The organism is Leifsonia sp. NPDC102414 (assembly GCF_044765685.1).
Classification (GTDB): domain Bacteria; phylum Actinomycetota; class Actinomycetes; order Actinomycetales; family Microbacteriaceae; genus Leifsonia.
In genome coordinates, this window is record NZ_JBIWKN010000003.1 from 345,485 (window position 1) to 366,474 (window position 20,990).

Consider the following 20,990-nt stretch of genomic DNA (forward strand, 5'->3'; position numbering starts at 1 on the left):
CGCCGACCTCCTCCTCAACGCCCTCACCAACCTCGACGCCGACCAGATCGCGATCGAGCTCAAAGGCGACCCGATCGCCTGACCCGCCCCACCCCTGCCCTCGCCCTGCCCCACACACATCACCCCACGTCGCGAACTCCTTCCGGACGGACATAGCGGCTCCGCCGCTCGAAAACTCCGTCGTTACGGAGACACAGACGGCGTGTCACGCGAGAACTCCTGTTGTACACATGTCGGCCTTCTCCACAGATTTCGGGATGCGGTCCCGGCCTCCTGGGCGTATGGCCAAGCTCGCTGTATGCACACCTGGAATCTCGACGACTTCGGCGGTATCGCCTCCCGATCTCAGCTCGCTGCCGCGGGCGCGACACCGCGCGAGCTGGCCACAGCCGTACGTGACGGAGCCCTCGTGCGCGTCAGACGCGGAGTGTATGCGCTCCCCGCGGTGCGTGGGCCAGCGTGCGACGCCGCGCGGATGGGCGGGCGCCTTCAGTTGCGTGTCCGCAGCCAGGAGCTACGGATGGTGGGGAGGGATGGATGCGCGCACGCATGTGCGGGTGCCGCCGACGGCTCGCGGCGTCCGGCGCGAGACGAGCGTCGTCGTTCACTGGACGGCGTCGGAAGACTGCGCCGATGTCTGGCGGGTGTCGCGCGCGGACTGCCTCAGGAGCGTCGTGCGGTGCGCGGACGCGGAGACGGCCGTCGCGGTGCTCGACACGGCGCTGTCCAGCGAGGATGTGCGGCTGCAGGAGCTGCCAGACGTCTTCTCCGGCGAGCCTCGGCGTTCGCGAGCGGTCGCGCGTCTCGCTCGGCCAGGCTCGGATTCCGGGGTGGAGTCGATCGTTCGTCAGCGGTTGGCCGCTGCCGGTTTCGCGGTCGAGCAGCAGGTGGCGGTGCCGGGCGTCGGCCGGGTGGATCTGCGCGTGGACGGCTGGCTGTACATCGAGCTCGACGGGTTTCGATTTCACGGCGGCAGGGATGCGTTCGAGCGCGATCGTGCACGCGACCTCGGCCTCGCGCTGCGCGGCGGCGGGAGGCTGAGGTTCTCGGCCGCGCAGGTGCTGAACGAGTGGCAGACGGTGCTGGACAGCATCCACGCGGTCGTTCGGCAGGAGGAATCACGCGACACGCTGCCGATTTCTCCGTTCGGAAGGAGTATCGGGCGCGCGGGTGCAGGTTCTCCGTCGAAACGGAGCCGGGGCGCGGCGGCAACCGGTGGGATGGTGAGAGCGCTGGGCGCGACGGCCGGGAGCCGGTCGTGACCGGCGCCCGCCTCACGTCAGACGATGTTGAGGAGCAGGTGGCCGGACGAGACCGTTTCGCCCACGGCGGCGTTGATGCCGGCGACCGTGCCGTCCTTGTGGGCGGTGAGCGGCTGTTCCATCTTCATGGCCTCGAGCACGAGCACCAGGTCGCCCTTGACGACCTCGTCTCCGTCGGAGACCGCCAGCTTGACGACGGTGGCCTGCATCGGGGCCGTCACCGAGTCTCCGGTGGCGGTGTCGACGGCGTGCGCTCCGCCACGTCGGCGAGGTGCTGGGGCGGATGCGCTGGTGTCGGCGCCGCCGGTGAGGAGCCTCGCGGGGAGGGAGACCTCGATGCGCTTGCCCTCCACCTCGACGACCACGCTGTTGCGGCGTTCGGCCGTGGCGGCGTCGCCGAGCTCGCCGGACCAGGGGGCGATGTCGCCCTGCCAGTCCGTCTCGATCCAGCGGGTGTAGATGGAGAACGGCTCGCCGTCCTGAGGGGCGAAGGCAGGGTCGCGGACGATGGCGCGGTGGAACGGGAGCACGGTCGGGAGACCGGCGACCTCGAACTCGTCCAGGGCGCGGCGGGAGCGCTCGAGCGCCTCTTCGCGGTTCGCGCCCGTGACGATCAGCTTGGCCAGCATCGAGTCGAACGATCCGCTGATCACGTCGCCGGCCTGGATGCCGCTGTCGACGCGGACACCGGGGCCGCCCGGCGCCTTGAAGACGTGCACAGGACCGGGGGAGGGGATGAAGCCGCGGCCGGCGTCCTCGCCGTTGATGCGGAATTCGAACGAGTGCCCGGTGGCGACGGGGTCCGCGTAGTCGAGCTCGCCGCCCTCGGCGAGACGGAACTGCTCGCGCACCAGGTCGATGCCGGTGACCTCCTCGGACACCGGGTGCTCCACCTGGAGGCGCGTGTTGACCTCGAGGAAGGAGACGGTGCCGTCCTTGCCGATCAGGAACTCACAGGTGCCAGCGCCCTGGTAGCCGACCTCCCTGAGGATGGCCTTGGATGCGGAGTAGAGCTGGTCGGTCTGCTCCTGCGTGAGGAACGGTGCAGGAGCCTCCTCGACGAGCTTCTGGTGCCTGCGCTGCAGAGAGCAGTCGCGGGTGGAGACGACGACCACGTTGCCGTACGCGTCCGCGAGGCACTGGGTCTCGACGTGGCGCGGCTGATCCAGGTACTTCTCGACGAAGCACTCGCCGCGGCCGAACGCAGCGATGGCCTCGCGGGTGGCCGACTCGAACAGCTCGGGGACCTCGTCGCGGGTGCGGGCGACCTTGAGGCCGCGCCCTCCGCCGCCGAACGCCGCCTTGATGGCGACAGGCAGGCCGTGGATGTCCACGAAGTCGAGCACCTCGGAGGCGTCGGCGACCGGGTTGAGCGTTCCTGGGGCGAGCGGTGCGCCCACCTTCTCCGCCACGTGGCGCGCGGAGACCTTGTCTCCGAGGCGCTCGATCGCGTCGGCGGACGGGCCGATCCAGGTCAGGCCGGCGCCGATGACGGCGCGGGCGAAGTCGGCGTTCTCCGCGAGGAAGCCGTATCCGGGGTGCACGGCATCTGCGCCGGACCTGCGTGCGATGGAGAGCAGCTTGTCGATGACCAGGTAGGTCTCCGCGCTCGTCGTGCCGTCGAGCGCGTACGCCTCATCGGCGAGGCGGACGTGCATGGCGTCTCTATCCTGGTCGGCGTAGACCGCGACGGACGCGATACCGCTGTCTTTCGCTGCGCGGACGACCCGGACGGCGATCTCGCCCCGGTTGGCGATGAGGACCTTGGTGATACGTGGCACAGTTTCCTAGCCTATTGCGCTGGCGGGGGAGCCTTTTGGGCGATCCCCACAAAAATGGTCGGGTCGGACGTGAGGGTGGCTACAGTCGCCGGTTCCAGAGGTCGGGCCAGTTCACGCCCAGTTCGACGAACAGCTCTCTCAGGGTGGAGAGGGAGAGACCCACCACGGTACTCGGGTCTCCGTCGACCCGTGTGATGAACGGGCCGCCGAGGCTGTCGATCGTGAATGCGCCGGCGACCTCGAGGGGCTCGCCGGTGGCGACGTACGCGTCGATCTCGTCCTCGGACACATCCGCGAAGGAGACGGACGCCACCGCCGTCCGTCCGACGGCCTGGTTCTCGATGCCGTTCCTGTGGTCGATCAGCCAGTGGCCGGAGTGCAGCTGTCCCGTGCGGCCGCGCTGCGCGAGCCAGCGCGAGCGTGCCGTCTCCGGCAGGTGCGGCTTGCCGTGGATCTCGCCGTCGAGTTCGAACGCGGAGTCGCCGCCGAGGATGAAGCCGTCGATGGGCTCGCCGTTCAGGTCCCCGCGCACGGCCTCGGCCTTCAGCCTGGCGAGCAGCTGCACCATCGCGGAGGCGGACAGCGGGCCGTGCTCGGCTTCCGCCGCGAGGACGGCGGCCGGTTCGTCCACGTGGGAGGGGACGACGATCGGCTCGATCCCCGCGGCGCGGAGCAGTGCGAGCCTGGCTGGTGACGTTGATGCCAAGTAGAGGCGCATGGGTTCCTGTGGGATGCTCGACGGATGCCCCAGTTCGATGAGGTCGACCTCGACATTACCAACGTCGCCCACGGCGGCGTCTTCGTCGCACGCCACGAAGGCCGCGTCGTCTTCGTGCCCGACACCCTGCCGGGAGAGCGCATCCGGGCCAGGATCACCGATCAGAAGCACGACAGCTTCTGGCGCGCGGAGACCCTGGAGGTGCTCGAAGCCGCTCCGGAGCGGCAGGAGCACGTCTGGGAGGCGGCGTCCATCCACCGGGACCCTGGCACCAGGGCTGGCGGCGCCGAGTTCGGCCACATCCGCCTCTCCCACCAGCGCGAGCTCAAGCGTCAGGTGATCGCGGACGCGATGCAGCGCATGGCGAAACTGGACACTGATGTACAGGTCGAGCCCGTCGCCGGCGAGACCGCAGACGGCACGGGATGGCGCACACGCGTTCGGCTGCAGGTCGACAGGTCGGGAGCGGTCGGCCCGTACGCCGCGCGCTCGCACACCGTCGTCCCCGTGACGAACCTGCCGCTCGCGACGGAGCTCGTCGACAAGACGGCGCCGTTCGGCCAGACCTTCCCCGGCGCAGAGTCCGTCGACGTGGTCGCAACGGCCACGGGTGCAGCGCACCTCCTCGTGAACGAAGCCCCCGTCAAGCGCGGCAGGAAGCTCGTCCGACCGCGGCAGCGGCCTGTGCCGATCCGCGAGATCGTCGGCGACCGCGAGTTCCAGTTGGATGCACGCGGCTTCTGGCAGGTGCACCGTGCGGCAGCGGCCACGCTCACCGAGGCCGTCCAGTCCGCGGTGGATGAGGCCCTGTTCGACCCGCGCGCGGCGAACCTCGACCTCTACGGCGGCGTCGGGCTCCTCGCCGCGGCGCTCGGCGACCGCTTCGGGTCGACGCTGCGCATCACCTCGGTGGAGAGCGACGAGGCTGCAACGGACAATGCGGCGGAGAACCTGGCCGACTGGCTCGGCGCAGCCACCGTCACCGACAGAGTCGAGCGGTTCGTCCAGCGACTCGCCGGGGAGGCGTCCGCCGTCGAGCGGGCCAGACTGCGTGCCGCGACCGTCGTCCTCGACCCTCCGCGCTCCGGGGCGGGTCGCGCCGTCGTCGACGCCATCGCGTCGCTCGCACCCGCGCAGATCGTCTACGTCGCCTGCGATCCCGTGGCACTCGCCCGCGACGTCGCCCTCTTCGCCGAGCGGGGCTATCCGCTGCGCACGCTGCGCGCCTTCGACCTGTTTCCAAACACCCACCACGTCGAGGCCGTCGCCACGCTGGCGCCGTGAGCACGTCAGCGTCGCGTCGCCCCACTACGATGGTCAGCATGGTGCGGGTGGCAATCGTCGATGATCACGAGTCCGTGCGTCTTGGGCTGAAAGCGGCCTGTCAGGACGCGGGCTACGAGGTGCTCGTCACCGCGCCCACCGTCGACGAGTTCGTCACGCTGCTCGGCGCGCAGGAGTGCGACGTCGTCGTCCTCGACCTCTCCCTCGGAGACGGCTCGAAGGTCACGGACAACGTCAAGCGCGCGCAGGCGACCGGCGCCGCCGTGCTCGTGCACAGCATCGCCGACAGGGTCGCCAGCGTCCGCGAGGCGCTCGCCGCGGGCGCGGCGGGAGTCATCCCCAAGTCGTCGCCGACCACAACGGTCATGAACGCGATCAAGACGGTGGCGAGCGGCGACGTGCTCAACAACCTCGAGTGGGCGACGGCGATCGATGCTGACAGCGACTTCGCCAAGGCCCAGCTCGGCCGCCGCGAACGGGATGTGCTGCACCTGTACGCCTCCGGCTTGCCGCTCAAGGCGGTCGCCGCCCAGCTCGGCATCGCCAACTCGACCGCCCGCGAATATCTCGACCGCATCCGGGTGAAGTACGTCGAGGTCGGCCGCCCCGCCCCGACCAAGGTCGACCTGCTCCGCCGTGCCGTCGAAGACGGAATCCTGCCCGGGCTCGACCCCGACACGGGCAATGAGCGCAACTAGCGCGCCACCGCGGACCGCCCCTCCCGAGGCGTCCCAACCGCGCAACCCGATCAGCCGCGAGCGGTTCGAGCGCATCGCGGGCCGGAGCGTTTCGGCCTTCGGCCTGGTGTTCGGCCTGCAGACGATCCCGACCGCTCTCGGTCAGCTTCCTGGGCTCCGCTCACCGTGGGGCCTGATCGAGATCGTCGTGGTGTTCGGCGGTCTGGCCGCCATCGTCCTGCTCGCGATCGTGCAGCGGTTCGTGAAGGCCGCGATGGCCACCCTGTCCGTCATCTACTTCGCCGCCATCGTCACCTGGCCGCTGATCGCGCTCGACTCGCACTCGTTTGCGGCAGACAAACCGTGGGTGTGGTTCCTCTGCTCCGTGTTCACCGCGTTCGCGGCCGTCGCCCTGCCGCTCTGGCTGGCGACCGCGTACACGTTCATCACCCCGATCGCGTACGGCGTGGTCAGGGCGCTTCCCGCCGGCGGCGGCGTCGGCGCCGAGCTGGCCGGCCTCGACGCGCTGTACGCGATCATCCTCGGCGGGGTGATCCTGGTGATCATCGCGATGCTGCGGCAGGCCGCATCCACCGTCGACACCGCGCAGAGCCAGGCGCTCGCCAAGTACGCGAACGCCGTGCGTCAGCACGCGACGGAGGTGGAGCGCGTCCAGGTGGATGCGATCGTGCACGACAGCGTGCTGACCACCCTGCTGTCCGCGGCCAGCGCCCGCACGCCTGAGGCCAAGGAGCTCGCGGCGCGCATGGCGTCCGATGCGATCGGCCACCTGCACGCAGCGGAGGCGTCGAGCCCGGAGGACCAGTCGCTGGTGGGGCTCGACCGGCTGAGTGAGCGGATCTTCACCGCGGCCAACGCGTTCTCGTCCCCGTTCGAACTGGATGTGCGGGACGTCGAGGTGCACGTGCTGCCCGTGAACGTCGCCGAGGCCGTCTACTCCGCGACCGTGCAGGCGATGGTGAACAGCATGCAGCACGCGGGCAACAAGGATGTGCGTCGCACGCTCTCGATCCGCGGCGGAAGCCCGCAGGCGACGGTGCACATCGTCGTGGCAGACACCGGTCGCGGATTCTCGGCAGCGGATGTGCCTGCGGAGCGGCTCGGGTTGCGGGTGAGCATCCGGGAGCGGTTGTCGAAGGTGGGCGGTCACGCCAGGATCGAGTCCGCGCCCGGCGAGGGCACGACGGTGACCATTCTCTGGCCGTCGTCTGAGAGTGACGCGGAGGTGCGGTCGTGATCACCCTGCCCCGGTTCCTCTTCCTCGGCCTCGGGGCGCTGTTCTCCGCGTACCACCTGTTCCTCGCGCTCTCGTCGCTGTCGACGCCGGTGAACCCCGGGCCGCCGATCGCCGCGATGATCCTGTATGCGGTCGCCACGGTGATCAGCCTGTGGCCGACCAGCCCGACCAAGATGCCGCTCTGGCTCGCCGCGTTCGACCTCGCTGTCTGCGTCGCCATCCCGATCCTGGTCACCAGCCAGCTCGATCCGGCGAAGGACAACGGGTACGCCACCTGGTACGTCGCGGCCGTCGGAACGCTGATGACGATCGTCGCCGTGCGCCGGCAGCAGTTCGCGGCCTGGGTGGGTGTCGGCTACCTGGCCGTGCAGACCATCGTCTGGGCAGGGGTTCCCGCGCTCGCCGGGCTCGGCGTGATCGGCTCCGTGGTGTGGGTGGGCGTCGCGGTGGTCATCTCCGGCTCGCTCGCGAAGGCCGGAAGGGACGCGTTGCAGTTCGCCAGAGCGGAGCGTGAGGCCACCGAGTGGCAGGCCGCTCAGGAGGCGCACGTCATGGAGCGTCAGCTGCGCCTCAGGCAGACCTACCGGGTGGCAGCTCCGATGCTCGCGGAGATCGTGCGCCGCGGCGGCGATCTGACAGAGGCGGAGCGGCGGGAGTGCCGCTATCTCGAGGGGGCCATCCGCGACGAGATCCGCGGCCGCCGCCTGCTCAACGACGACGTGCGCCGCCAGGTGATGGATGCGCGTCGCCGGGGCGTCGTCGTCAGCCTCCTCGACGAGGGCGGCATCGACGACCTCGACCAGCGCGCCCTGGACGGCGTGTTGCGCCGCTTGGCGGACGCGATCCGCGGCACCACGACGGACAAGCTCATCGTGCGCACGGTGCCGCGTTCCTCGAAGACGGCGGTGACGGTCGTGGGGTTGCGCATGTCCGACGACGGAAACGCCAACGCGCTTGGCGCGGACACCGAGGACGACGAGGTCGACCTCTGGCTGGAGATCCCGCGCCCGATCCACGAGGCGTAACGCACTCGTTCGACCGCACCAACTGACCTACACCGCGTATCCGCGACAGGCTGCGTATCTGCAACAGAAAAGGAGAAAGGGGCCGACACCCGAATTGTCGGCCCCTTTTCAAACCCCGAGTCAGGGCGACAACCCGAATATCGCCCTGACTCGCCCCCAAAACACTCGCCCGCTTACCCTAGTCGGCGAGTGATTGGCGGTGTGACTCACGAGGAGAGACACCTAGCACTGTCTATAGTGCCGATGATCCCAAGAGATAAAAAGTCGTCATTTTGGAGGACATGGGGGACAATCCGCCCCACGCGGCCCTCCGCCCCCGCGAAAAGCGGCTTGTCCCGCACTCGGGGGCCGCTGATCGTGGGGTACAGCCGGTCAGCCGGTGAACGAGCGCCATGCTCCGACCCCGGGAGTGAGCGGTGTGCGCAGGGAGCGCTGGCTCCGTGCCCAGGCGTCAGGGCCGGTCTCGGGGCGCGCATCCCGTGCGGCAGCTTCTGCCTCGGCCATGGCGGCCGTGAGCACGGCGGTCACCGCGGCGACCTCCTCCGGCGTCACGCCGCGCGTGACGATCCGGATGTTCTCGGCGTCAGAACTCACAGCGGGATGTTCCCGTGCTTCTTCGGCGGCATCGACGCGCGCTTGGTGCGCAGCGCCCTCAGTGCTTTGATCACGGACACACGCGTCGCGGCGGGCTCGATCACGCCGTCGAGCTCCCCGCGCTCCGCGGCGAGGAACGGGCTGGCGACGTTGTATGTGTACTCGTTGGCGAGCTTCGTGCGGACGGCGGCGACGTCCTCGCCGGCCTCCTCCGCGCGCTTGATCTCGCCGCGGTACAGGATGTTCACGGCGCCCTGCCCGCCCATGACGGCGATCTCGGCTGTCGGCCATGCCAGGTTGATGTCCGCCCCGAGCTGCTTGGAGCCCATGACGATGTATGCGCCGCCGTACGCCTTGCGGGTGATGATCGTCACCAGCGGAACGGTGGCCTCCGCGTACGCGTAGAGCAGCTTGGCACCGCGGCGGATCACGCCGGTCCACTCCTGGTCGGTGCCCGGGAGGTAACCAGGCACATCCACCAGCGTGAGGATCGGGATGCTGAACGCGTCGCAGAAGCGCACGAACCTGGACGCCTTCTCGCCGGCGTCGATGTTGAGGGTTCCCGCCATGGCACTCGGCTGGTTGGCCACGATGCCGACGGAGCGGCCCTCGACCCTGGCGAAGCCGATGACGATGTTCGGGGCGAACAGTGGCTGGATCTCGAGGAACTCACCGTCGTCGACGACGCCCTCGATGATCGACTTCACGTCGTACGGCTGGTTGGGCGAGTCGGGGATGATCGTGTTGAGCTTGCGGTCGGCGTCCGTCAGCTCCAGCTCCGGCTCCGCACCGAACACCGGCAGCTCCGCCAGGTTGTTCTGCGGCAGGTAGCTGAGCAGGGTGCGTGCGTAGTCGAGGGCATCCTCTTCGTCGCTCGCCAGGTAGTGCGAGACGCCGGAGATCTTGTTGTGGGTGAGCGCGCCGCCGAGCTCCTCGAAGCCGACGTCCTCACCGGTGACCGTCTTGATCACGTCGGGGCCCGTCACGAACATGTGGCTCGACTTGTCGACCATGATGACGAAGTCGGTCAGCGCCGGGGAGTACACGGCGCCGCCTGCTGCCGGCCCCATGACGATCGAGATCTGCGGGATGACACCGGACGCGGCCGTGTTGCGGCGGAAGATCTCGCCGTACTTGCCGAGCGCGACGACACCCTCCTGGATGCGCGCGCCGCCGGAGTCGAGGATGCCGATCATCGGAACGCCGGTCTTGAGCGCGTGATCCATCACCTTGATGATCTTCTCGCCCGCGACCTCGCCGAGCGAGCCGCCGAAGATGGTGAAGTCCTGGCTGAACACGGCGACGTTGCGCCCGTGGATCGTGCCGACGCCGGTGACGACCGCGTCGCCGTACGGCCGCTTGTTCTCCATGCCGAAGGCGTGCGTGCGGTGGCGGACGAACTCGTCGAACTCCACGAACGAGCCCTGGTCGAGCAGCAGGTCGATGCGCTCGCGCGCTGTGAGCTTGCCTTTGGCGTGCTGCTTCTCGATGGCCGACTGGCCGCTCGCCGTCACGGCCTCGTGGAAGCGCTCCTTGAGGTCGGCGAGCTTGCCTGCTGTGGTGTGGAGATCGGCAGTCTGTCCAGGTTCTGTGTCGGTCACGCCGTTCACTCTACCTGCCAGCAGTTAGCCGGTGCCGTTGAGGAATCCCTACAAATTCCTCACCCGTCGCTGGCAGACTGGAGCAATGGAGCTCCGCCGCAGTCGCGCAATCGTCCCCGTGATCGACTTCCTCGCCGAGGCGGGATCGACCAACGACGTCGTCGTCGCTCGCGCGGCAGAGCTGCCGGACCTCGCGGTCGTCGTCACCGACAACCAGACGGGAGGCCGGGGGCGCCTCGGCCGGGTGTGGGTGTCGCCTCCCGGCACGGCCATCGCGGTCTCGGTGCTGGTCAAGCCCTCCGGCCTGCCCGTCCCGTCGTACGGCTGGTTTCCGCTGATCGCCGGGCTCGCGATGAGCAGAGCGCTGAATCCGCTGGTGCCGGGCGAGGTCGAGGTCAAGTGGCCGAACGACGTGCTGATCGACGGCGACAAGGTCTGCGGCATCCTCACCGAGCTCCTGCCCGATCTCTCCGGTCTGGTCATCGGCTCCGGTGTCAACCTGACCCAGACGCGCGATGAGCTGCCGACGGAGACCTCCACCTCGCTGCTGGTGGCCGGAGCACAGGACATCGATGTGGATGTGGTGCTCTCCTCCTACCTCACCCATCTCACCACCCTCTACCGCGAGTTCCAGACAGCAGGGGGCGATCCCGTGACGAGCGCCATCCGCGACGAGGTGGCTGAGGCCTGCCACACCATCGGCCGGAGCGTCCGCGTGCTGCTGCCAGCGGGGGACGACCTGCTCGGAACGGCCATCGGCATCGACGAGGACGGACGCCTGCTCGTCGAGTCGGATGCCGGGATCACGGCTGTCGCGGCGGGCGACGTCACGCACCTGAGGTATTAATTGACCATGAGCAACACGCCCAACGATTCAGGAGCGCAGGCCGCGCCTCCCGAGCGCATCGTGGCGCGTCTGCGCTCCAACGCGAGAGCCATGTTCTGGCCGAGCATCGTCCTGATCGCCGCGTGCGGCGCCCTCGGCTACTTCGCGGGGCGGTTCGACGAGGTGTGGGAGATCGTCCTGCTGTGGTCGGCCGCGGCCGCCGTCATCCTGCTGCTGTTCCTGCTTCCGCTCGCCTCGTGGCTGAGCAGGAGGTACACCATCACGACCAGGCGGATCATCCTGCGTCACGGGTTCTTCGTGCGGGTGCGCCAGGAACTGCTGCACAGCCGCGGCTACGACGTCACCGTCAAGCGAAACTGGCTGCAGAGTGCGTTCCGGTCGGGGGATGTGCGCATCAACTCCGGGCTGGAGCGCCCCGTCGTGCTCAAGGACGTCCCGAAGGCCGACACTGTGCAGCGGGCGCTGAACGACCTGATGGAGCACGCGCAGACCGTCGTCGCCGTGCGGCGTCAGCAGTCGGAGTCAGTCTCGGACGAGACCACCGTCTGGGGCTCCAGGTAGCGTCGCCGCCGGCAGGGATGCGGACGTGAGCACGGACTCCGTCGTCGCCCGCGCTGCGGTGGTGCGATCGCCGCGGTGCGGGGAGAACACCCACCAGCGGTAGAACGCGAACCGGAACACCGTGCCGAGCGCGAGGCCGACCACGTTGTTGGCGATGTTGTCGGACAGGCGGCTGTCGAAGCCGAGCACGAAGCGCGACACGTAGACGCAGAGCACGGGGATGACGAGGCCGCAGATGCTCACGATGAGGAACTCGACGCCCTCGCGTGCGACGTTCGCTCTGCGCTCCTTCGCGAACGCCCAGTACCGGTTGCCGACGTAGTTCGTGGCGATGGCCACGGCGTTGGCGATCACGGTCGCGATCAGGGCGCCCCAGTGCGAGGCGGACATCGGCGTGAGCAGCAAGGCGTTGAACACCGCGAGGTTGACGAGAACGCCGACGGCGCCGACGGCGCCGAATTTCGCCAGCTGCGGCAGGAGCCGCGACTGCCGGCTTTCCGGCTGTTTCTCGATCGTCATACGTCCTACCCGATGTGCGCGAAGATAGATGAGGGCGCTCGCGAGCATACGCGCGAACGATATCCCCAATCTGAGAGTTGCCCCCGTCCACCCTGAAGAGTATCGAGGAGAACATCCGATGGCCAAGAACACGGTCGGCGTGATCGGCGGAGGGCAGCTCGCTCGCATGATGGTCCCGCCCGCTGTCGAGCTCGGAATCGACATCCGCGTCCTCGAGGAGGCGGAGGGCATGAGCGCCGAGATCGCAGCGACCGGCGTCGGAGACTACCGCGACCTCGACACCGTCCTGGCCTTCGCCGAGACCGTGGATGTGGTCACCTTCGACCACGAGCACGTCCCGCCTGCGATCCTCCGCGAGCTGGTGTCGCGCGGCATCGAGGTGCATCCTGGGCCGGACGCCCTGCTCTACGCGCAGGACAAGCTGCAGATGCGCGCCAAGCTCAGCGAGCTCGGGCTTCCCGTGCCGGACTGGGCGGCTGTCGAGTCCGCCGACGAGCTCGGCGCGTTCCTCGACGACCACGGCGGCCGTGCTGTGGTCAAGACGGCGCGCGGCGGCTACGACGGCAAGGGCGTCCGCGTCGTCACGGAGGCCGCAGGGGCGGACGACTGGTTCCTCGCGCTCGCCGAGGACGGCAGGGGAGGCGCGCTGCTCGTCGAGGAGCTGGTCTCGTTCAGCAGGGAGCTGGCGCAGCTCGTCGCCCGCAGGCCGTCCGGCGAGATGGCCGTCTGGCCGGTGGTGGAGACCGTGCAGCGCGACGGCGTCTGCGCCGAGGTCATCGCTCCCGCTCCTGGTTCCACGGGTCGTGCGGCAGAGCTCGCAGCGGACATCGCCAGGACGATCGCAGACGGGCTCGGCGTGACCGGCGTGCTCGCCGTGGAGCTGTTCGAGACGACGGACGGCCGCATCCTGGTCAACGAGCTCGCGATGCGCCCGCACAACAGCGGGCACTGGTCCATCGAGGGCGCGGTGACCAGCCAGTTCGAGCAGCACCTGCGCGCGGTGCTCGACCTGCCACTCGGGTCGACGGCGACGCGCGACGACTGGTCGGTGATGATCAACATCCTGGGCGGCCCTGCTGAGGGCTCGCTGCAGGACAGATACCCTGCCGCGCTCGCCGCGCATCCCGAGGCCAAGTTCCACGGCTACGGGAAAGACCCGCGACCCGGCCGCAAGGTCGGCCACGTCACCGTCGGCGGAGACGACCTCGACGACGTCGTGTACCAGGCACGGGCCGCAGCTGCCTTCTTCACCGACTGACGCCGCGCGGGGCGTGCCGTCCCAGTCGCCGGGCGGAGCGCATCTAGCATGGTGGTCATGCCCGCAGCCTCCACCAGCCCGCTCGTCTCCGTGGTGATGGGGTCGGACTCCGATTGGTCGGTGATGCAGGATGCGTCACGGCTGCTCGCCGAGTTCGGCGTCGACCACGAGGTCGAGGTCGTCTCCGCACACCGCACCCCGGAGAAGATGATCGACTTCGGCAAGCGCGCCGCGTCCCGCGGCGTGAAGGTGATCATCGCCGGCGCTGGTGGCGCCGCCCACCTGCCGGGGATGCTCGCGGCGGTCACGACGTTGCCCGTCGTCGGCGTCCCCGTCCCGCTCGCCAGGCTCGACGGCCTGGACTCGCTGCTCTCGATCGTGCAGATGCCCGCTGGCGTCCCCGTGGCGACCGTCTCGATCGGGGGAGCGCGAAACGCCGGGCTCCTCGCCGTGAAGATCCTCGCCACCTCCGACGGCGCGCTGCAGACGGCCCTGGAGACGTTCGCCGCCGACCTCGAGGCCAGCGTCGAAGAGAAGAACCGGGCCCTCCAAGCAAAGCTATGAGCATCGCGACCCCGCTGCGACACCCGGATGTGTCGTCCGCTCCGATCATGACGAAGCGGGCGTGGTGGCTCGTCGGCCTGAACGTGCTTCTGCCGGGCTCCGCCCAGATCGTCGCCGGCAGCAAGAAGCTCGGCCGTGTCGGCATCGTCGCCACGCTGCTGCTCTGGCTGCTGGCGATCGTCACGCTCGTCGTCTACCTGATCTCCCCATCGTCGATCTACACGCTGTTCACCCAGACCGGCGGCCTGCTGGTGCTGCAGATCCTCCTGGTCGCGTACGCGGTGCTGTGGATCGTTCTCACCCTGGACACGCTGCGCCTGGTGCGGCTCGTCAAGGCGAAGCCGAACGCACGCGGCTGGATCGCGGCGTTCTCCGTGATCGTGCTGGTCGGGCTCACCTGCACGGCGGGGTACGCCTCTGTCGTCGCAGGGTCGGCGCGCGGCGCCCTCGGCAACATCTTCTCGGCAGGCCCGTCGCAGCCGCCCGTTGACGGCCGGTACAACATCATGCTTCTCGGCGGCGACGCCGGCCCAGATCGCGACGGCCTGCGCCCGGACAGCATGTCCGTGGTCAGCATCGACGCGAACACCGGTCAGGCGGTCACGATCGGTCTCCCGCGCGACCTCGACCCTGTTCCGTTCTCCGCGAAGTCGCCGCTGCGCACCATCTATCCAGACGGCTACGGCTACGAGGACCGCTGCGACGTGGACGTCTGCCAGCTCAACTCGATCTACACGGAGGTCGAGCTGTACAAGCCGGAGCTGTACCCGAACGCGAAGAAGAACCACAGCGAGCCGGGAATCGAGGCGATGCGGGATGCGCTGGAGGGCGCGACCGGCCTGACCATCCAGTACTACGTGCTGATCGACATGCAGGGCTTCTCCGATCTGGTCGACGCGCTCGGCGGCGTCGACATCAACGTGACGGAGCGCGTCCCGATCGGCGGCGACGAGAACCTCAACGGCGTCGCGGAGTGGATCGAGCCCGGGATGCACCACATGGACGGCTATCACGCCCAGTGGTACGCCAGGGCGCGGCACGGGTCGACCGACTACGACCGCATGGCCAGGCAGCGTCAGCTCCAGGATGCGATCCTCAAGCAGGTGAACCCCGTCAACGTCGTGAGCAAGTTCCAGGAAATCGCCTCGGCGGGCGCCCAGGTAATGAAGACCGACATCCCGCAGTCGATGCTCGGCTACTTCGTCGACCTCGGCATGAAGACCAAGTCCCTCCCGGTGAAGCAGCTCGAGCTGGTGCCCCCGACGATCGACCCTGAACACCCCGACTACGCGCAGATTCACGGTCTCGTGACGCAGGCTCTCGCCACTACCACTCCCACGCCGTCTGGCAAATAGGCGCCCGCACGCTCTCAGGCGACCCCTAAACAGGTCACAGTAACCCCTGAGGCGCAATGGGTAGCGTGTCACGCCTATGTCGAGTACTGGTGTGAATGTGACGAAAAAGACGAGCGAACGACTGGCTTCCCTCGACGGCCTTCGAGGGGCGGCGGCGCTGATCGTGCTGCTGCATCACGCCATGTACACGAACCCGAACTTCCCTGGCACCCCCGGCTCCGGAGTGGCCCCGACCGGCTCGCCGATGTGGTGGATCAGCTACACGCCGCTGAAGCTGTTCACGGCGGGCTGGGAGTCCGTGATCGTCTTCTTCGTCCTCTCCGGTCTGGTCGTCACCCTGCCGGTGGTCCGCAAGCGCGGCTTCGACTGGATCGCATACTTCCCCCGCCGCGCCGTGCGGCTGATGGTGCCGGTGATGGCCTCCGTGCTGCTTGCAGCAGGATTCGTGGCCGCCATCCCGCAGATCACCACCCAGCCCAAGGGAACCTGGCTCAGCGACTCGTCGACGCCCAACTTCAGCTGGGAGTACATCGTCAAGGCGTGGGATCTGCTCGGCGGAGACGGCCAGATCAACAACCCGCTCTGGTCGCTGCGCTGGGAGCTGATCTTCTCGCTCGCGCTCCCTGTCTTCGCCATCGCCGCGATCGCGGTGCGCCGCTGGTGGCTGGGCGGCCTGGCCGCCGCCGTGCTGCTGACCTGGCTCGGCGTCCGCACGGACGCCGGCGCGCTGTCCTACCTGCCTGCGTTCTTCGTCGGGGCGGTCATCGCCGTCCGTCTGGACTCGGTGCGGATCTTCGCCGAGCGGATGAACGCCCGTCGCATCCGGCACCTCGCCTGGGCCGGGATGACGATCGGAAGCGGTGCGCTGATGATCGCGCCGTGGCTGTTCGGCCCTGGCGTCGCCGACCTGCCGGAGTTCGTCGCCGTGCTCAAAGGCCTGATGCCGCTGGCCGCGGCCGGGCTCGTGGTGGCGGCAATCGGCTGGAAGCCGTTGCGTGCCCTGTTCGAGTCCCGCCCTCTGCAGTTCGCGGGGACCATCTCGTTCAGCCTGTACCTGGTGCACGTGCCGATCCTGATCTTCAGCACGTACCTGTTCGCCGGACAGGCCTGGTATGTGCCGCTGCTGTTCGCGATCCCCGTTGCGATGCTGGTGGCGGTCGGCTTCACTTGGCTGATCGAGAAGCGCAGCCACGGCTGGTCGCGCGCGGTCGGCGCCTGGGCATCCGGACGCTACAGCGCCTGGTTCGGGCCGGAGGAGGCGTCGACGCAGGAGAAGGCGTCGACGCAGGAGAAGGCGTCGACGCAGGAGAAGGCGTCCGAGACAGGCTCAGCCCGCAAGGCCGCAGTGGAGTCAGGCACGCGGGTCGGGCGCTAGTTCGCGCGGCTCCGCCTGGGCAGGCGCGGCCTTCGCATCGTCTCCGCCACGGGTGGCGAAGGCGTGGGCGACGACTGCTCCGGTGAGCTTCGACAGGGTGTGCGATCGCTTCTCGACCAGCCAGTAGAACCCGGCAGCCACGGCGATGGCGGTCGTCACCGCGAGCACAGCGACGACGGGGAGTGAGAGCGTCGGGAAGAGGTAGTAGAACGTGATGATGATCGGCACGTGCACCAGGTAGAGGCTGAACGAGACCGTGCCGGCCCAGCGCAGCGGCCCGACCGACAGCAGCCAGGCCAGCGGTCCCCACTCCAGGCAGCAGATCAGGATGATGAGCGCCGCGATGGGCTGGAAGCCCGCGAGGAACATGGCGGGGATGGGGGTCAGCGCCGGGAACAGCCAGGTGCCGATCAGCAGCATCGACGCCGCCACGAGGACGACCGCCCAGACCAGATGCCCGATCCGCCACGACGAGATGGTCTCGCCCAGCGTGCGGATGCGGGGGAACATCGCTGCCGCGAGGGTGCCGACGAAGAACGCGGGCAGGTACCGGAAGCTCTGCGCTTGCGAGTCGATTCCGAAGAAGGTGGAGACGACGACCAGCGCCAGGATGAGCGGCCAGAACCGCTTGAGCGCCACCGCGAGCCCGACGAACAGCGCCAACGCCATCGAGAACGCCATCTCCCAGAAGATGGACCACAGCGGGTTGTTGAGCGACACGTCCGTCATCAGCGGGTCGATGTTGACGAGGAACCGCTCGATGCTCAGGGGATGCACGCTCGTCGAGGCGACCCACGCGCTGGTCCCGAACCGCGGGATCTGCGGCACGAGGAGCGCGAGCGCCGCCGCGAACACGAGAGAGCAGAGCACGGGCAGCCCGATACGCACCACGCGTCGAGGGAAGTACGCCATCCAGTCGAACTCCCGCGGACGGAGCACGGGCAGACTCAGCACGAACCCGCTGAGCACGAAGAAGATGATGACCGCCTCCGGCCCAGCCGTCAGGAGCTTCAGCGGCGAGTGGCTGAACCACCAGGTGAGCGAGCCCTCCGCGGGAAGGTCCCCTCCCATGTAGGTGGCCGCGAACGGCTGGTACAGCAGGCTCACGTGGTGCGCGACCACGATCAGCGCGGCGACACCGCGGAGACCGTCGAGGGACGTGAGGCGACGGGGGGAGGAAGACATGACCGGGACAGGATAGCAATCCGCGGCTGAGCGGGCTCTCGGAGCGCGCCGTGGGCGAGGACAGGTCGCCGACTACAGGTCGGCGTGCAGCTGCCAGACCCGCTCGGCGGAGTCGCGCCAGCTGAACGCGCGGGCGCGGTCTGCGGCGAGGATGCCGAGTCTCGTGCGCAGTTCGTCGTCGTTCAGCACCCGGCCGATGGCGCCGGCGAGCCGCTCGGAGTATGCGGGGTCGTCAGGGGTCTCCGGCCGCTCGACCACGAGACCTGCGCCGGCGGCGACCTCCACGAGAGCCGGATCGTCGGAGTGGATGACCGGCAGCCCGAACTTGAACGCCTCGACGATCGGCAGGCCGAAGCCCTCCGCGAGGCTCGGGAAGACGAAGACCATAGCACGGTCGAGGGCGACGGCGAGGTCGGCGTCGTCGAGGTGGCCGAGAGCGCGCACCCTGTCCTCCGGCAGCCCGGCAGCAGCGGCGACGCCGGTGGCCGACCCGTCGCCGAACCTGTCCGGCCCGGCGATGATGAGCGGGATGTCCTGAGCATCCGGCAGGGCGACCGCCCGGATGAGCGGCGCGATGCCCTTGCGCGGCATGATCGAGCCGAGGGTGAGGGCGTACCGCTCCGGCAGGCCCAGTCGCTCGGCGCGCTCGTCCGCATCCGCGGGGAGCCGCAGGGTCGTGGCAGGTGCGCCGCCGATGACGCGCACCCTGTCGCCGAAGTCGATGAACTCGCCGAGCTGGTCGGCGATGGCGTGCGTCGGGACGACGATGGCGTCCGCGTGCTTTCGCGCGCGCTTGGCCATCGCCTTGTGCCAGAGGGCGTTCGCGGAGCCGAGCGACTCCGGATGCAGCCACGGAAGCACGTCGTGGATGGTCACGGCGATCTGGTCGCCGTCGTTCACCCTGTCGTGCTTGCGCAGGGGAGCCAGCAGGCTGGGCGCGTGCACCATTCCGGACACCCCACCGAGCTTGAGGCCGGACTGCCACGCCATGACGAGCTCGCGCCTGCCCATCGGCAGCTTCGTGATCGCTGCGATGCCCGGCAGGCGCATCCGGAGGTCGTCGATGACCTCGTCGGGGACGTTCGGGACGATGCCCTCCACCTGGCAGCCGGAGGGCGCCGTGGCGATGAGTTGCCTGGTCAGTTCCTCGGTGTATCTGCGCGCCCCGCCAGGAGCGTCGCCGATGAGCTCATCAACGACCACTCTCAGGGTTGTCATGCTGCTCCAGAACTCCGTGTCGCGCTGCGTCCGCCAGTGCTTCATCCCATGCGCGCATGGGCTCGAGGCCGGCAGCGCGCCACGCCTCGTGACCGAGCACCGAGTACGAGGGCCGAGGTGCGGGGCGGACGAACGCGGAGCTGTCGGTCGGTGTGACCCTATCAGGGTTCAAACCGGCCTCGCTGAACACCGCCTTCGCGAATCCGTACCAGCTCGTCTGGCCAGCGTTCGTGCCGTGATAGACGCCGGCAGGCGCTTCGGCGTCGAGCAGCGCGACGATCTGCGCCGCGAGGTCGACGGTCCACGTCGGCTGGCCGAGCTGGTCCTCCACGACGCTCACGGTCTCGTGGCTGCCTGCCAGTTTCACCATCGTCTTGGCGAAGTTCGCTCCGCCTGCTCCGTAGAGCCAGGCGGTGCGAACGACGTACGTCCCGTCGGGATGCGCGGCGAGCGCCAGCTCCTCGCCTGCGGCCTTCGTGCGGCCGTAGGCGTTGATCGGGTCGCGTGGGGCGTCCTCGGCGTACGGCGCGGTGCCGTTGCCGTCGAACACGTAGTCGGTGGAGACGGTGACGAGCTTGGCGCCGTGCTGCTTCGCGGCGATGGCGAGGTTCTGCGGGCCCGTCGCGTTGATCGCGTACGCCTCGTCTTCGTGCGTCTCGGCGTTGTCTACGTTGGTGTACGCGGCCGCGTTGATGACCACGTCGTGGCCAGCGACGGCGGCGAGCACCGCATCCAGGTCGGCCACGTCGAGGTCGGCACGACGCAGCGCGGTGACCTCACGGTCGGCGAGCGCCAGCTGCAGGTCGAGGCCGAGCTGGCCTGCTGCTCCCGTGATGAGGTAGCGCGTCATCAGTTGTCCAGCGCGGCGCGGGCCTTGAGCGGCTCCCACCAGCTGCGGTTGTCGCGGTACCACTGCACCACGTCGGCGAGACCCTGCTGGAACGGTACCTGCGGCTCGTAGCCGAGCTCGGCGCGGATCTTGGAGATGTCGACCGAATACCGCAGGTCGTGCCCGAGGCGGTCGGCGACGCGGTCGACGTACGACCAGTCCTTGCCGGTCGCATCCAGCAGAAGCTGGGTGAGCTCCTTGTTGGTGAGCTCTGTCCCTCCGCCGATGTTGTAGATCTCGCCGGCGCGGCCGTTCACGAGCACCATCGCGATGCCGCGCGTGTGGTCGTCGACGTGCAGCCAGTCGCGGATGTTGTTGCCCTCGCCGTACAGCGGGACGTGCTTGTCGTCGATCAGGTTGGTGACGAACAGCGGGATGACCTTCTCGGGGAAGTGGTACGGCCCGTAGTTGTTCGAGCAGCGCGTGATCGAGACGTTGAGCCCGTGCGTGCGGTAGTAGCTGCGGGCGAGCAGGTCGCTGCCGGCCTTCGACGCCGAGTACGGCGAGTTCGGCTCGAGCGGGCGCTCCTCGTCCCACGAGCCATCGGCGATGGAGCCGTAGACCTCGTCGGTGGAGACGTGGACGAAGCGCTTGACGTCGTTGCGGAGCGCGGCGTCGAGGAGCTGCTGGGTTCCGAGCACGTTGGTCTCGACGAAGATGGATGCGTCTCGCACTGAGCGGTCGACGTGCGACTCCGCGGCGAAGTGCACCACGGCGTCGATGTCCGGGAACAGCTCGTCGAGCAGGCCGCCGTTGCGGATGTCGCCCTTGATGAAGGTGTAGCGGGGAGAGTCTGCGACCGGCGCCAGGTTCTCGAGGTTGCCGGAGTACGTCAGTGCGTCGAGCACCACGACCTCAGCGCCTTCGAGCCCGGGGTATGCGTCCTGCAGCGTGCGCCGGACGAAGTTGGAGCCGATGAAACCGGCGCCGCCGGTGACGAGAATTTTCATGGAAGTTACGACCTGCCTCACGGATTCTGGACTGCCGCAGAGATTCTACCGGGTCGCTTCCTGAGAGCC

General features: G+C 68.8%; 20 protein-coding genes and 1 pseudogene. 12 read left to right on the top strand and 9 right to left on the bottom strand.

The genetic code is table 11. The annotated features are described in order from the left end of the window. Positions 1–298 precede the first annotated feature (298 nt). Positions 299–388, top strand: a pseudogene (locus tag ACIRCZ_RS14370) (hypothetical protein); the annotation flags it as partial. Positions 389–830: 442 nt separating this feature from the next. Then, entirely contained in the window at positions 831–1,262 is a 432-nt protein-coding gene (locus ACIRCZ_RS14375; RefSeq protein WP_235500333.1) for an endonuclease domain-containing protein, read from the top strand. 17 nt (positions 1,263–1,279) lie between these two features. Here ACIRCZ_RS14375 and ACIRCZ_RS14380 read toward each other — a convergent pair whose 3' ends face one another. Continuing rightward, positions 1,280–3,043: a biotin carboxylase N-terminal domain-containing protein gene (locus ACIRCZ_RS14380; protein ID WP_055890740.1), complete on the bottom strand. Its 1,764-nt coding sequence runs from the start codon at positions 3,041–3,043 to the stop codon at positions 1,280–1,282. 79 nt (positions 3,044–3,122) lie between these two features. Next, on the bottom strand, positions 3,123–3,761 hold the full coding sequence (locus ACIRCZ_RS14385; protein WP_055890742.1) for a nucleoside triphosphate pyrophosphatase: 639 nt from the start codon (positions 3,759–3,761) through the stop codon (positions 3,123–3,125). Positions 3,762–3,785: 24 nt separating this feature from the next. Here ACIRCZ_RS14385 and ACIRCZ_RS14390 point away from each other — a divergent pair, with 24 nt between their 5' ends. From ACIRCZ_RS14390 to ACIRCZ_RS14405, 4 genes are read left to right on the top strand one after another with little or no spacing between them, the layout of a single operon-like run. Next, entirely contained in the window at positions 3,786–5,045 is a 1,260-nt protein-coding gene (locus tag ACIRCZ_RS14390) for a class I SAM-dependent RNA methyltransferase (protein ID WP_402854274.1), read from the top strand. A 38-nt stretch (positions 5,046–5,083) separates the two neighbouring features. Next, positions 5,084–5,743, top strand: a complete 660-nt coding sequence (locus ACIRCZ_RS14395; protein WP_055890744.1) for a response regulator transcription factor — start codon at positions 5,084–5,086, stop codon at positions 5,741–5,743. Continuing rightward, positions 5,730–6,980, top strand: a complete 1,251-nt coding sequence (locus tag ACIRCZ_RS14400; RefSeq protein ID WP_055890746.1) for a sensor histidine kinase — start codon at positions 5,730–5,732, stop codon at positions 6,978–6,980. The genes ACIRCZ_RS14395 and ACIRCZ_RS14400 overlap by 14 nt, the downstream gene beginning before the upstream one ends. Beyond that, positions 6,977–8,005 (top strand): hypothetical protein, encoded by a 1,029-nt coding sequence (locus ACIRCZ_RS14405; RefSeq protein WP_055890748.1) that lies wholly within the window; start codon positions 6,977–6,979, stop codon positions 8,003–8,005. The genes ACIRCZ_RS14400 and ACIRCZ_RS14405 overlap by 4 nt, the downstream gene beginning before the upstream one ends. Before the next feature lie 372 nt (positions 8,006–8,377). Here the strand turns inward: ACIRCZ_RS14405 and ACIRCZ_RS14410 are convergent, their stop codons facing one another. Beyond that, complete coding sequence (locus ACIRCZ_RS14410) at positions 8,378–8,599, bottom strand: acyl-CoA carboxylase epsilon subunit (RefSeq protein WP_055890749.1); 222 nt, start codon at positions 8,597–8,599, stop codon at positions 8,378–8,380. Further along, positions 8,596–10,209 (bottom strand): acyl-CoA carboxylase subunit beta, encoded by a 1,614-nt coding sequence (locus ACIRCZ_RS14415; protein ID WP_402854281.1) that lies wholly within the window; start codon positions 10,207–10,209, stop codon positions 8,596–8,598. The genes ACIRCZ_RS14410 and ACIRCZ_RS14415 overlap by 4 nt, the downstream gene beginning before the upstream one ends. Before the next feature lie 76 nt (positions 10,210–10,285). Between ACIRCZ_RS14415 and ACIRCZ_RS14420 the strand changes: the two genes are divergently transcribed. Together ACIRCZ_RS14420 and ACIRCZ_RS14425 are read left to right on the top strand one after the other, a co-directional pair. Beyond that, complete coding sequence (locus ACIRCZ_RS14420) at positions 10,286–11,047, top strand: biotin--[acetyl-CoA-carboxylase] ligase (RefSeq protein WP_402854284.1); 762 nt, start codon at positions 10,286–10,288, stop codon at positions 11,045–11,047. Positions 11,048–11,053: 6 nt separating this feature from the next. Beyond that, positions 11,054–11,608 (top strand): PH domain-containing protein, encoded by a 555-nt coding sequence (locus tag ACIRCZ_RS14425; protein WP_235500335.1) that lies wholly within the window; start codon positions 11,054–11,056, stop codon positions 11,606–11,608. Here the strand turns inward: ACIRCZ_RS14425 and ACIRCZ_RS14430 are convergent. Further along, positions 11,570–12,127 carry a GtrA family protein gene (locus ACIRCZ_RS14430; protein WP_082581217.1) on the bottom strand — a complete coding sequence of 186 codons (558 nt, stop codon included), beginning with the start codon at positions 12,125–12,127 and terminating at the stop codon, positions 11,570–11,572. The two genes, ACIRCZ_RS14425 and ACIRCZ_RS14430, sit on opposite strands and share 39 nt — an antisense overlap. 118 nt (positions 12,128–12,245) lie before the next feature. Between ACIRCZ_RS14430 and ACIRCZ_RS14435 the strand changes: the two genes are divergently transcribed. From ACIRCZ_RS14435 to ACIRCZ_RS14450, 4 genes are all read left to right on the top strand, one after another. Continuing rightward, positions 12,246–13,385 carry a 5-(carboxyamino)imidazole ribonucleotide synthase gene (locus ACIRCZ_RS14435; RefSeq protein WP_402854288.1) on the top strand — a complete coding sequence of 380 codons (1,140 nt, stop codon included), beginning with the start codon at positions 12,246–12,248 and terminating at the stop codon, positions 13,383–13,385. A 48-nt stretch (positions 13,386–13,433) separates the two neighbouring features. After that, positions 13,434–13,949: a 5-(carboxyamino)imidazole ribonucleotide mutase gene (gene purE, locus ACIRCZ_RS14440; protein WP_402854291.1), complete on the top strand. Its 516-nt coding sequence runs from the start codon at positions 13,434–13,436 to the stop codon at positions 13,947–13,949. Continuing rightward, entirely contained in the window at positions 13,946–15,304 is a 1,359-nt protein-coding gene (locus tag ACIRCZ_RS14445; protein WP_402854293.1) for an LCP family protein, read from the top strand. Before purE ends, ACIRCZ_RS14445 begins: the two co-directional genes overlap by 4 nt. A 91-nt stretch (positions 15,305–15,395) precedes the next feature. Beyond that, positions 15,396–16,679, top strand: coding sequence for an acyltransferase family protein (locus ACIRCZ_RS14450; protein WP_402854296.1), 1,284 nt, complete (start codon positions 15,396–15,398; stop codon positions 16,677–16,679). Here ACIRCZ_RS14450 and ACIRCZ_RS14455 read toward each other — a convergent pair. From ACIRCZ_RS14455 to rfbB, 4 genes are all read right to left on the bottom strand, one after another. After that, entirely contained in the window at positions 16,656–17,864 is a 1,209-nt protein-coding gene (locus ACIRCZ_RS14455) for an acyltransferase family protein (protein ID WP_402854299.1), read from the bottom strand. The two genes, ACIRCZ_RS14450 and ACIRCZ_RS14455, sit on opposite strands and share 24 nt — an antisense overlap. Before the next feature lie 72 nt (positions 17,865–17,936). Further along, positions 17,937–19,082 carry a glycosyltransferase family 4 protein gene (locus tag ACIRCZ_RS14460; protein WP_402854301.1) on the bottom strand — a complete coding sequence of 382 codons (1,146 nt, stop codon included), beginning with the start codon at positions 19,080–19,082 and terminating at the stop codon, positions 17,937–17,939. After that, positions 19,057–19,932 (bottom strand): dTDP-4-dehydrorhamnose reductase, encoded by an 876-nt coding sequence (gene rfbD, locus ACIRCZ_RS14465; protein WP_402854303.1) that lies wholly within the window; start codon positions 19,930–19,932, stop codon positions 19,057–19,059. The genes ACIRCZ_RS14460 and rfbD overlap by 26 nt, the downstream gene beginning before the upstream one ends. Then, a complete protein-coding gene (rfbB, locus tag ACIRCZ_RS14470) occupies positions 19,932–20,921 on the bottom strand; it encodes a dTDP-glucose 4,6-dehydratase (RefSeq protein WP_055890771.1) in 990 nt (329 codons plus the stop codon). Before rfbB ends, rfbD begins: the two co-directional genes overlap by 1 nt. Positions 20,922–20,990 lie beyond the last annotated feature (69 nt).

Excerpts from the sequence above, each read along its gene's own strand:
- ACIRCZ_RS14395 (WP_055890744.1), top strand. The coding sequence starts at position 5,084 with ATGGTGCGGGTGGCAATCGTCGATGATCACGAGTCCGTGCGTCTTGGG.
- ACIRCZ_RS14460 (WP_402854301.1), bottom strand. The coding sequence starts at position 19,082 with ATGACAACCCTGAGAGTGGTCGTTGATGAGCTCATCGGCGACGCTCCT.
- ACIRCZ_RS14400 (WP_055890746.1), top strand. The coding sequence starts at position 5,730 with ATGAGCGCAACTAGCGCGCCACCGCGGACCGCCCCTCCCGAGGCGTCC.
- ACIRCZ_RS14420 (WP_402854284.1), top strand. The coding sequence starts at position 10,286 with ATGGAGCTCCGCCGCAGTCGCGCAATCGTCCCCGTGATCGACTTCCTC.
- rfbD (WP_402854303.1), bottom strand. The coding sequence starts at position 19,932 with ATGACGCGCTACCTCATCACGGGAGCAGCAGGCCAGCTCGGCCTCGAC.
- ACIRCZ_RS14445 (WP_402854293.1), top strand. The coding sequence starts at position 13,946 with ATGAGCATCGCGACCCCGCTGCGACACCCGGATGTGTCGTCCGCTCCG.
- ACIRCZ_RS14435 (WP_402854288.1), top strand. The coding sequence starts at position 12,246 with ATGGCCAAGAACACGGTCGGCGTGATCGGCGGAGGGCAGCTCGCTCGC.
- ACIRCZ_RS14430 (WP_082581217.1), bottom strand. The coding sequence starts at position 12,127 with ATGACGATCGAGAAACAGCCGGAAAGCCGGCAGTCGCGGCTCCTGCCG.
- ACIRCZ_RS14455 (WP_402854299.1), bottom strand. The coding sequence starts at position 17,864 with ATGTCTTCCTCCCCCCGTCGCCTCACGTCCCTCGACGGTCTCCGCGGT.
- ACIRCZ_RS14390 (WP_402854274.1), top strand. The coding sequence starts at position 3,786 with ATGCCCCAGTTCGATGAGGTCGACCTCGACATTACCAACGTCGCCCAC.
- ACIRCZ_RS14385 (WP_055890742.1), bottom strand. The coding sequence starts at position 3,761 with ATGCGCCTCTACTTGGCATCAACGTCACCAGCCAGGCTCGCACTGCTC.
- ACIRCZ_RS14425 (WP_235500335.1), top strand. The coding sequence starts at position 11,054 with ATGAGCAACACGCCCAACGATTCAGGAGCGCAGGCCGCGCCTCCCGAG.
- rfbB (WP_055890771.1), bottom strand. The coding sequence starts at position 20,921 with ATGAAAATTCTCGTCACCGGCGGCGCCGGTTTCATCGGCTCCAACTTC.
- purE (WP_402854291.1), top strand. The coding sequence starts at position 13,434 with ATGGTGGTCATGCCCGCAGCCTCCACCAGCCCGCTCGTCTCCGTGGTG.